Below are 10,355 nucleotides of genomic sequence, written 5' to 3' on the forward strand. Positions count from 1 at the left end.
TTTCGTTAATACAGCTGACTTATGGGCCGCAAGCAGGGGCCGTAAAGGCCGGAACCGTCAGCGTGCTCAAGGCGTTAGGCATCTTGAAGAACCACAGACGGCTCGGACGTTCGTCGGTCTTGCCAGCCCCGATGATGTACTTGAACGGCGCAACCAATGCGGCGTTCTTGCTGAGATCGCAGCCGCCCTTATTGGTCAGGATGGTCTTGCTGGCATCAATCACGCAATCGTCGCCTTTGAGCTTGTTGACGGGCGTGGCGCTGTCTTCGGTGCGGGCTGACAGGCCAAAGTCGTTGTCGTTGGAGATGACGATGGTTTTGCCGTCTGGCAATACAGCGAGGCCTTCTGCCTTCTCGGCCAACCAGTTAAAGCTCGGGCTGGGCTGCTTGAGGTCAAACAGTTTGAGCTTGCGGATGGGAACGATCGGGGTCGTTGCCGTTGCGCAGGTCAGTGCTTTGCGGCTCTTGGTGTACTCAGGCAGTTTGCCGCTGACCAGCAGATCGGTGTTGCCGGCGTAGAGATCGGTCGCGCCGCTGATGTCGATCAGATAAACCACGTTGTGCACATTGCCGCTGTCGTTCTTAAACGCGCCTTGTTCGATCACAAGGAAGCGCGTGTTGTCGAGCGCAATCAGGTCGCCCATCTTGGCGTCGTTGCTCTTGCTGTAGATGCTGTTGGCTGGGGTGTCGTCGTCGTAGTCGTGGAAGTAGGCGAACATTTTGGTGGTGTTGTTCACCGGATCAATTTCCACAATGCGCAGCAGCGAGCCAGTGTCTTTCGGCTTAGTGCCGCTTGTAGGCAGATCAAGCACCGACTGCATCAGGCCATAAATCTTGCCGTTAGGCGTGACAGCAATGCCTTCGAGACCGCGATTGAGCTGGCGATTGGCGAGCACGGCGGGCAAGCCGGAGCCCGGATACAGGCGCTGCAGCACCTGGCCATTTGCTGGATTTACCTTGAACATGAACGGACCGTATTCATCCGACATCCAAAGATTGCCGTTGCTGTCGGTATCAATGCCTTCTGGATCGAGGCCATAGGTGCCAGAGGCGACGAATGGGAGTTGATCCAGTTTGTCTGTCAGCGGTACGTCTGCTTTCGGAGCGGGTGAACCTGCAGCGATGGGCAGACCCGTGAGGAGCACATTGCTCTCGTCGTGCAGCGCGATTTTGCTCAATGGCGTTGCGACGCCGTCCTTAACGCGAACCACGCCGAAGGCCGGATTAAAGCTTGGCACCAGAAACACTTTTGATTTGAGCGTTGAAGCTGAGCCACTGGTGTTGTCTGGGGCGTCAGGTGAGTCGCCATTAGGGCCGCGGTCGCCGGTGTACCAGAAGTCCATGCTGCCATCCGCATTGCTGCCCTTGTAGCGAATGCCTGAGCCGAATGCGAAAGGCAGTCCCTTTGGATATGCGGTGGCGAGTTCTTTGCCGAAAGTGTCGGCGTTCAACGAATCTTTGCCGCTGTAGGGCACGTGATAATTCGCGCCGCTATCGTCAATCAACAGCTTGGTGATTTGAATATCGCCGATGCCGGCAACGTTGACGGTAGAAGTGTTGCTGCGACCGAATTCAGCTGCAAGGCTGGCTTCTAGGTGTTCACGCGAAACTGCTGCGCTGCGCAGGGTCTTGCCCGTATTGAGTGCTGCAAAGTCTGCTGCGAAATTTGCATCGAAGCGCAATGATTTGCCAACCAGCGCTGCGCGAGTCGCGCTATCGATGGTGATGCCGTTGCTAGGGTCGTTGTCGCTATCCAGCGTTTGCAGGAAGCGCGCGCGATTGATCACGGTGTCTGGCAATGCATCGCCGCCCGATACCAGTGCAGTGAGAGGAATTTTGCTGGTCGCTGGAGCGGAGCCCAGCGTGATTCCGCCGATGCGGAAAGTGACGGTGTCGTTTTCACCGTAGTAGGTGAAATTGCCTTCTTCATCGGTCACGCGCACGTTGGGCAATGCCACGGTGCTGTATTCGAGGCCGATGACTTTGGAGTCAATGAGGACGCCGGTGTTTTTTGAAGTGCCGCTGCAACCTGCGAGCGTCGCAAGTAGAGTCAGGCTGATAATCGCCCGGCTTGATAAACGCATGATGCTTTCCCCTTTGAATGATTCACAAAGGTGGAACTATGCGTAGCGGGGGTTACAGTTCTTTGGCGATTTTGTTGCGGTTTTTCTACAAAGCTTATTTCGGCGTCAGCACGCGCTGCAGATTTTCCTGAGCGACGCTGGCAACGAGACGACCTTGGCGGTCGAAAATTTCGCCGCGCGATAAGCCACGAGCGGATTGCGAAGTGGGGCTGTCCATTGCGTAGAGCAGCCAGTCGTCCGCACGCAGTGGGCGATGGAACCAGATGGCGTGATCAATGCTGGCGACGGCCATATCAGGCGCAAACCACGAGCGACCATGTGGGCGCATCGCAGTCGAGAGCAGATTGAAATCTGATGCGTAAGCCAACACGCACTGATGCAGCAAAGGATCGTCCGGCAATTTGCCTGCGGCGCGGAACCAGATGTATTGCTTGGGCGTGCTCTTGACCGGATTGAGCGGATTCCACGGATCAACGCGGCGGAATTCAATCGCGAGCTGACGGGTCAGTGCTTCGCGGACGCGGTCTGGCACCTTGGTTTCGAGCAGCCACTGATCGTGCAACTCATGCTCAGTGGTGAGTGTTTCGGGTGCCGGTACGTCAGGCATCTCAACTTGATGCTCAAGGCCGACTTCATCACGCTGGAACGACACCATCATCGACAAGATTGGCTTGCCGAACTGGATGGCCTGTACACGGCGAGTGGTAAAGCTGTTGCCATCACGCACGCGGTCCACTTCGTACACGACCGGCGTGGCCATATCGCCGGGGCGAAGAAAGTAGGCGTGCAAGGAGTGGGGGATGCCGTTTTCAACTGTGCGGCTGGCGGCGACCAGCGCCTGACCAATAACCTGACCGCCGAATACACTTTTGCCGCCCAAATCACGTGAAGGGCCGCGGAACAGGTTGTGTTCCAGGGTTTCCAGATCCAATAAATGGATCAGGTCTTGAAGTTGCTGATTCATGGCGACCGGGTGCGGCGAGGTGCAAATTTGGCGCACATCGTACAGGGCGGGGCGTGCTTGTGACAGAATCCGCGCCCGTTCCCCTGCGTTTTCCCCATGAACTGCCGCCTCGGCTGTGGCGCCTGCTGTACGGCGCCGTCCATCTCATCCCCGATTCCCGGCATGCCAGACGGCAAACCCGCGGGTGTGCGCTGCGTGCAATTGGATGACGCCAACGGCTGCCGAATCTTCACTGATCCGCGTCGCCCCATCGTCTGCGGCAGCCTTCAGGCGCGTGCGGACATGTGTGGCGACAACCGCGAGTTTGCGCTGCACTATCTCACTGGCCTTGAAGCCGCGACCGTCCCGGCGAGCCGATTGCATTAAGGCGCGTTGACCGGCGCGGCGCGCTGGGTCTAGCCTGCGTCATTAATAAGGAGGCGTTCATGCCGCAGCCACAAACCCGTTACGCACGTGCGGGTGAAACGTTCATTGCTTACCAAGTCATCGGCGACGGCCCGATGGATTTGGTCTATGCCGGCGGCATCGTCACGCAGATTGATCTGTGCTGGGACTTTCCTGAGATCGAACGCTTTCTCACGCGCTTGGCTTCGTTCAGCCGACTGATTCTGTTTGATCGCCGCGGCACGGGTTTGTCCGATCGCATGCCAGCGGGCGAATTGCCATCGCTAGTGGATTGGGCCGAAGACCTCAATATCGTGCTCGATGCTGTGGGCTCCCAGCGCGCGGCAGTCTTTGCTGAGCGTGACGCGGGTAGTGCGGCGATGGTGTTTGCGGCGCGGCATCCCGAGCGCGTGTCTTCACTAATTTTGTCCAACACCACCGCGCGTCATGGCCGCGCGCCAGATTATCCCTGCGGCCAGCCGCCGGAATTCGCCGAGCAGATGTATCACACAATTCTTGAGCACTGGGGCACTGAGCGCATGGCAGCTGTGGCTGTGCCGAGTCGCGCAGGTGACGAGAATTTTGCGCGCATGTCCGCGCGTTATCAGCGCGCCGCCGCCACGCCGCGTGTTGCGGCTGAGAGTCTGCGTTATTCCAGCACGGTTGATGTGCGCGACATTCTTGGTGAGATTGAATGCCCGACGTTGGTCATGCATCGCAGCCGTTATCCATTTTTGAATCCCGGCCATGCCGCGTATCTGCAACAGAACATTGCTGGCGCGCGAGGTGTTGGCGTTGAAGGTGCTGATGCGTTCTACGCTTACGACCGTGCTGATGAAGCGCTCGGGCACATCGAAGAATTTCTCACCGGCTCGCGCGAACAAACTTATGCCGAGCAGGTGCTGCTGACGGTGTTGATGGTCGACATTTCTGGTTCTACGGAAATGGCAGCGAAGATTGGTGATAGTGCTTGGCGTGATCTGCTGCAGCGTTTCCATAGCGAAGTGCAAAAGCAGCTGAAGCGTTTTCATGGGCATGAAGTCGATGCCAGCGGTGATGGTGTGTTTGCAACCTTCGGCAGCCCCGCACGCGCATTGCGTTGTGCCGCTGCACTTGTGGAAGAAATTAAAGCTCTTGGTCTCACGTTGCGCGCAGGTATTCATGCAGGCGAATGTGAACTCGCAGGTAAAGCGGTGCGCGGGCTCGCTGTTCACATTGGTGCACGCGTGCTGGCAGAAGCGGATCCGGGCGAAGTCTGGGTTTCGCGCACAGTCAGGGATCTAGTTGTCGGTTCAACCTTTGAATTCAAAGATGAAGGTTCTTACGACCTCAAAGGTGTGCCGGGGCAGTGGCGCTTGTTCTCGTTAGACAAGGTCGCTGGCGGGGAAGAGAAAGAACCCGAGCGCCGCTTTTCGCGGCGACGTCGTTAAGCGTTCTTTTTCTTGCCTCCCTCTCCCCATGCTTTTTATGGGGAGAGGGGCGAAGCTTTTTACGCGCTTCGCGGGCTACTGCCTGTTCTGATTGAGATGGCGTGTTCCGCGCTGTGGCGCGGGTTACTTTCTTTGGCGCAAAGAAAGTAACCAAAGAAACATCACAAGCCCACTTTTGCGGTGGTTGGGAACGGGCCTGATACGTTTGTAGCCTTAACTCTCAATGCGACAAACAGGTAACCGCTTCGGCATTTGGTCTTAGTAATTGCGGAAGCTCGGCTCATTCGATAGTCACAAAATCACCGTGTCATCCCGAACGCAGTGAGGGATCTTGCTTTGAGAGTTACAGCAAGATCCCTCACTGTGTTCGGGATGACAATTCTTAGACTGGGTTGCCGCTTATCGTGAATGAGCCGCGCATATTCAACGTTCGCACAAATGCTGAAGCGGTTACCTGTTTCTCGCATTCAGAAATTGCATGGCGAACGTATCCCACCCATTCCAAATAAAGACACAAGTGGATTGGGTGCTTTCTTTGGTTACTTTCTTTGCACCAGCAAAGAAAGTAACCCGCGCCACAGCGCGGAACACGCCATCTCAATCAGAACAGGCAGTAGCCCGCGAAGCGCGTAAAAAGCTAACAGAACAGGTAGTAGCCCAAAAACTCAGAGCCGCCCGCGCGCAATATCTTGCGATTGCTCATTCGCGACTTTGCCCGCACGCATTTGTCGCGTACGCCAGCTCACACGTACGCCGATTTGTGGACGTGTGTCTGAGCCCATCATCAAATCCAAAGTGTCATCTGCGTCGAGCGTGACGGGGTTCAGCAGCGGCAGATAAATCTGCTCCCAATGCGTTGGCGCGGCATAGGGTGAAGTGCTGATGGTGACGCCGGGGACGAGTTCGCAATCCCACCACAACGCATAACCATAAACGGTGGCGCTGCCAAGATCCTTGGCGCTCCATTTCACGGTGCTGCTCCGTTTGCTCAACGGCTTGTCGGCATCAGGTGCGAAATCAAGATCGTCCCAAAGGCGCGCAGATTTTTCGCCGAGCAGATCGTCGGCGCGCAGTGTGCGCACGAACATATTGTTGAGTGAGATGTTGCGGGCGGCGCTGAGGTCGATATCGAAGCCGACTTGTGGCCAGACGTCGATTTCGTTTTGCAGGCGTGGCGCGGTGACCGGCGCGACGTATTGAAGCAAGCGGCCGGGGATGATGATGCCGTTCTTGTTGAGATAGCGGCGCGCGTCGAGCACGGTTTCCAGCAGGCCTTCTTCAAGCGAGTAATTGCCGAGTGTTTCGGAAATCACGACGTCGACTTTCGGCGGCTTTTGCAGTTCGCCGGAGTGGCCTTTGATAAAGCTCAAGCCGTCGATGCGATTCTGGCGGGCGAGATCTTCGGCCAGATCGAGCGTGTCGGTGTATTCAATTAGCGTGCAGTGTTTGGCGCCGAGCTGGCGGGCCAGAAAACTCAGGAAACCAGTGCCCGCGCCGATGTCGGCGACGGTGGTTTTTCCGGGTTTTATCACTTTCTTCAACGCGGCATAAAACGCTTCGTTGCGCGGGCGGTCGCCCAGAAGTTTTCGGTGTAACTCGATTTCGCTCATGACGTCATTCGTATGTCAGCAGGCGTCATAATACCGACATGGACACGCCAGTGATTGCTTTCTTTGCCGGAACCGTAGGCCCAATGCCGGGCGATGGGCGGCCGACGGGCATCTTTAAGTTGCCGGTCGATGGGCCAGTGCAGATCGGGATTGAAGGGCTGATCAAAGATGCGCAGGCGGATCGTCGCGTGCATGGCGGGCCGGAGAAAGCGGTGCATCACTTCCCGCTGGAGAATCACCGTCGTCTTGCCGCAGAGTTCGACGAGCAAGCCGCGGGTTTCGTTTCTGGTGGCATGGGCGAGAACATTTCGACCGAAGGCATGACGGAAGGCGACGTCTGCATCGGCGACATCTACACCGTCGGCAGTGTGCGCCTGCAAGTGTCGCAGCCGCGTTCGCCGTGCTGGAAGATCGACGCCAAATTCGACCGCGAAGGTATTACGCGATTTGTTGCCCTACATGGCATCGCTGGTTGGTATTACCGCGTGTTGCAAACGGGCAGTGCGGAAGCGGGCGATGTACTGAAGCTAGTCGAGCGCAACGATAATCCTTTTAGTTTGAGCGATTGGTGGACGCTGTCGCGCGCACCGCGTGTGCCGCTGGATGTTTTGCAGCGTTTGGCCGATACGCCAGGGCTGACGCCTGCATATCGCGAAAAAGTTTTGCAGCGGATTGATTGGCTGCGCCGTAACGCGCCGGGTTGATCGCATGACTCGTGCCTTACCTACGCTTCCGGTTATGGAAGCGGTTCCTGCTTTGCAACGCGCGCTTGCTGATCAAGGCCGCGCGGTGCTTGCTGCGCCACCGGGCTCAGGCAAAACAACGCTGGTGCCGCTGACGCTGCTGGATCAACCGTGGCTGCGCGGCAAGAAAATTCTAATGCTGGAACCACGCCGAGTTGCTGCACGTGCAGCGGCGGCGCGCATGTCTCACTTGCTCGGCGAAGCGGTTGGGCAAACGGTTGGCTATCAGATTCGATTTGAGAAAAAGACTTCTGCTGCCACACGCGTTGAAGTCATCACCGAAGGCTTACTCGCGCGACGTCTGCAAGCTGATCCGGAATTGCCCGGCGTTGGCTTGGTGATCTTCGACGAATTTCACGAGCGCAGCCTTGATGCGGATTTAGGTTTGGCACTGACGCTGGATGCGCGCGCCAATCTCAATCCAGATTTACGCGTGCTGGTGATGTCGGCAACGCTCGATACGCAGCGCGTTGCTAAGCTGCTCGACGATGCGCCGGTGATTGAAAGCGGCGGAAAATTATTTCCGGTGGATGTTCGTTACAAGCCTGTGCCTGTCGGTGAGTTCAATGATGTGAGCGTCGCCAACGCGGTGCTTGCGGCGCTGGGAGAAACCGAAGGCGACATCCTCGCGTTCTTGCCGGGTGGCAGGGAAATCCGCCACGCACAGCGGCGTTTAGAAGAACGTCTTGCGGGACGCGTTCGCGTGTTGCCCTTGTACGGTGAACTCACGAGTGCTGAGCAGGATGCGGCACTAAACCCAACGCATGACGGTGTACGCAAAGTCATTCTCGCCACCAACATTGCGCAGACCAGTCTCACGGTTGAAGGCGTGAACACGGTTGTTGATGGTGGCTTAGTGCGTGTTGCGCGGTTTGATTTAGGCAGTGGTGCGAATCGACTCGATACGCAGCGTGTGTCGCGCGCAAGTGCGGATCAGCGCGCGGGCCGTGCAGGACGTCTTGGCCCTGGTATTTGTTATCGCTTGTGGAGTCGCGACCAACACGGCAGCTTGCCTGCGCACGACACGCCAGAAATTCTTGCGACCGATCTCACGCGCTTTGCACTCGAGCTGTCGGTGTGGGGTGTAGATGATCCGGCTGCGTTGGCGTTGATGGATCCGCCTGCGCCAGTCAGTTGGCGTTACGCACGCGATTTACTCACCGAGCTGGGCGCAGTTGATGTCCGCGGAAAGATTTCGTCGCACGGGCGCGAGCTTGCACGTTTGCCAACGAGCCCGCGTCGCGCGCACATGTTGTTGCTCGCGCGTAAACAAGAACTCGCTGAGCTCGCGGCGTGGACTGCGGCGTTGTTGGATGAACGCGACGGCGGTGCGGGCGCAGATTTGGCAGATGGCCTTGAGGCTGTGCTGAGTCGCCGCGCTGATCCGCAACTTGTGCGTCGCGTCACCGAATCTGCAAAACAAATTTCACGAATGCTTGGTGAGCAAGCATCAAATGGTGCGCGACTGACTTCGCATGAAGTGGCACGCGTGGTGTCGTGGGCCTATCCGGAACGTATCGCGCGCCGGCGCGGCGGACAGACTGGCGTTTATCTCTGCGAAGACGGCGGCGAAGCGCGCATTCACGAGAAAGAAGCATTGGCGCAGTCGGAGTGGTTGGCGATTGCGCATTGGGATCCGGGTCCGCCGCGCAAGATTCGTCTTGCTGCTGCGCTGAGTGTTGATGAAGTTCTGCGCGATCACGCCGAGCGCATCAAGCTCATTGCGGATGTGCGTTGGGATGCGCAAAACGAAATCGTTGTTGCCGAACAACAAAAGCGTCTGGGCGCAATTGTTCTTGAGCGGCGTCCAATTGGAGAAGGGCAGGCTGACGCAGTACGCGCTGCAATGATCGCGGGCATCCGCAGCTTGGGTTTGCAGGTATTGCCGTGGACGGATTCCGCACGCCAGTGGCAGGCGAGGGTGAATAGTCTGCATGCGTGGCGGCCTGAAGATGAGGCGTGGCCTGATGTCTCCGATGAGGCTTTGCTCTCAACACTCGAAGATTGGCTGGCCCCGTTCCTTGATGGCGTTAGCCGTCGCGACCATCTGTCGCGACTCAATCTGATGGACATCTTAAATAGTCAGCTCGACTACGCCGCGCAACAAAAGCTGTCGCGCCTGATGCCGACGCACCTCGAAGTGCCGAGTGGCTCCCATATCGGCCTCGAATATTCCGCCGATGGCGCGCCGCCTGTACTGGCGGTGAAGTTGCAGGAACTGTTTGGCCTAGCCAGCACGCCAACCGTTAATGAAGGCCGCAACCGCGTGCTGATCCACATGCTGTCCCCGGGGCAGAAGCCTGTAGCAATCACGCAAGATTTGGCCGGTTTTTGGGCACGCGGCTATGCCGACGTCAAAAAAGACATGAAAGGGCGTTATCCGAGGCACCCTTGGCCGGATGATCCTTTGACGGCTCCGGCGACTCGTCGGGCAAAACCGAGGGGCACTTGAGCGTTTTGACGGCTTATTGCTGATAAAGGCGGGATAAAAACACCTGCCGTAAAAATATCCCTCAAAATTGCTTGACGTTCCGCACCTCCGCGAAGAGAATACGCGGCTCCATTTGGCCCCAAAAGGGTTTTTTGGGTTGTGTTGGAGGGATACTCAAGCGGCCAACGAGGGCAGACTGTAAATCTGCTGACTTATGTCTACGAAGGTTCGAATCCTTCTCCCTCCACCAGTTTTAAGGCCAACGTGGATTCCATGAAGGTTTAGCGGCAAAGGTTATACCAGGGCGGGTGTAGTTCAATGGTAGAACTTCAGTTTTCCAAACTGATAGCGTGGGTTCGATTCCCATCACCCGCTCCAGTCTTGGTGAAGTAGTAAAGCGGTAAAAGTTTGCCCCCGTAGCTCAGTCGGTAGAGCACACCCTTGGTAAGGGTGAGGTCGAAGGTTCGATTCCTTTCGTGGGCACCAATTTTTGACGGGAGCTTTTAGCTCCCGATTTGTACCTTTAAGGTTTGCTGGCCTTCGGATTTCCGAAGCAGCAGTAGTCTTAGTTTGTCTTCTCATTAAATAAGTTAGGACGGAGCTTCCCATGGCAAAAGAGAAATTTGAGCGCGTCAAGCCTCACGTAAACGTTGGCACGATTGGCCACGTTGACCATGGCAAGACGACGACGACGGCTGCACTGACGAAGA

General features: G+C 57.0%; 8 protein-coding genes and 3 tRNA genes. 8 read left to right on the top strand and 3 right to left on the bottom strand.

The features are described from left to right. Positions 1-19 precede the first annotated feature (19 nt). Both CJD38_RS10770 and tesB read right to left on the bottom strand, forming a co-directional pair. Positions 20-2,083, bottom strand: a complete 2,064-nt coding sequence (locus CJD38_RS10770; protein ID WP_107940319.1) for an esterase-like activity of phytase family protein — start codon at positions 2,081-2,083, stop codon at positions 20-22. A gap of 94 nt (positions 2,084-2,177) precedes the next feature. After that, positions 2,178-3,047 (bottom strand): acyl-CoA thioesterase II, encoded by an 870-nt coding sequence (tesB, locus tag CJD38_RS10775; RefSeq protein WP_107940320.1) that lies wholly within the window; start codon positions 3,045-3,047, stop codon positions 2,178-2,180. Positions 3,048-3,143: 96 nt separating this feature from the next. Here tesB and CJD38_RS10780 point away from each other — a divergent pair, with 96 nt between their 5' ends. Next, positions 3,144-3,413, top strand: coding sequence for a YkgJ family cysteine cluster protein (locus CJD38_RS10780; RefSeq protein ID WP_107940321.1), 270 nt, complete (start codon positions 3,144-3,146; stop codon positions 3,411-3,413). A 59-nt stretch (positions 3,414-3,472) separates the two neighbouring features. Beyond that, positions 3,473-4,861, top strand: a complete 1,389-nt coding sequence (locus CJD38_RS10785; protein ID WP_107940322.1) for an adenylate/guanylate cyclase domain-containing protein — start codon at positions 3,473-3,475, stop codon at positions 4,859-4,861. Positions 4,862-5,526: 665 nt separating this feature from the next. Here CJD38_RS10785 and CJD38_RS10790 read toward each other — a convergent pair. Further along, positions 5,527-6,471, bottom strand: a complete 945-nt coding sequence (locus CJD38_RS10790) for a methyltransferase domain-containing protein (RefSeq protein WP_107940323.1) — start codon at positions 6,469-6,471, stop codon at positions 5,527-5,529. Between the two features lie 38 nt (positions 6,472-6,509). Between CJD38_RS10790 and CJD38_RS10795 the strand changes: the two genes are divergently transcribed. The 6 genes from CJD38_RS10795 to CJD38_RS10820 all read left to right on the top strand — a co-directional run. After that, on the top strand, positions 6,510-7,175 hold the full coding sequence (locus tag CJD38_RS10795) for an MOSC domain-containing protein (RefSeq protein WP_107940324.1): 666 nt from the start codon (positions 6,510-6,512) through the stop codon (positions 7,173-7,175). 4 nt (positions 7,176-7,179) lie between these two features. Continuing rightward, positions 7,180-9,666, top strand: a complete 2,487-nt coding sequence (gene hrpB, locus CJD38_RS10800) for an ATP-dependent helicase HrpB (protein ID WP_107940325.1) — start codon at positions 7,180-7,182, stop codon at positions 9,664-9,666. Between the two features lie 143 nt (positions 9,667-9,809). Then, a tRNA-Tyr gene (locus CJD38_RS10805) sits at positions 9,810-9,895 on the top strand. Positions 9,896-9,949: 54 nt separating this feature from the next. Beyond that, positions 9,950-10,023, top strand: a tRNA-Gly gene (locus CJD38_RS10810). Between the two features lie 32 nt (positions 10,024-10,055). Continuing rightward, positions 10,056-10,131: transfer RNA gene (locus CJD38_RS10815), tRNA-Thr, on the top strand. A 121-nt stretch (positions 10,132-10,252) separates the two neighbouring features. Further along, the coding region (locus CJD38_RS10820; RefSeq protein ID WP_146165972.1) for a GTP-binding protein at positions 10,253-10,355 on the top strand (103 nt) is incomplete at its 3' end.

The sequence above is a fragment of the Stenotrophobium rhamnosiphilum genome (assembly GCF_003052265.1).
Lineage (GTDB): Bacteria > Pseudomonadota > Gammaproteobacteria > Nevskiales > Nevskiaceae > Stenotrophobium > Stenotrophobium rhamnosiphilum.

Coding starts and splice junctions, on each gene's coding strand:
- CJD38_RS10770 (WP_107940319.1), bottom strand. CDS start 2,083: ATGCGTTTATCAAGCCGGGCGATTATCAGCCTGACTCTACTTGCGACG.
- tesB (WP_107940320.1), bottom strand. CDS start 3,047: ATGAATCAGCAACTTCAAGACCTGATCCATTTATTGGATCTGGAAACC.
- CJD38_RS10780 (WP_107940321.1), top strand. CDS start 3,144: ATGAACTGCCGCCTCGGCTGTGGCGCCTGCTGTACGGCGCCGTCCATC.
- CJD38_RS10785 (WP_107940322.1), top strand. CDS start 3,473: ATGCCGCAGCCACAAACCCGTTACGCACGTGCGGGTGAAACGTTCATT.
- CJD38_RS10790 (WP_107940323.1), bottom strand. CDS start 6,471: ATGAGCGAAATCGAGTTACACCGAAAACTTCTGGGCGACCGCCCGCGC.
- CJD38_RS10795 (WP_107940324.1), top strand. CDS start 6,510: ATGGACACGCCAGTGATTGCTTTCTTTGCCGGAACCGTAGGCCCAATG.
- hrpB (WP_107940325.1), top strand. CDS start 7,180: ATGACTCGTGCCTTACCTACGCTTCCGGTTATGGAAGCGGTTCCTGCT.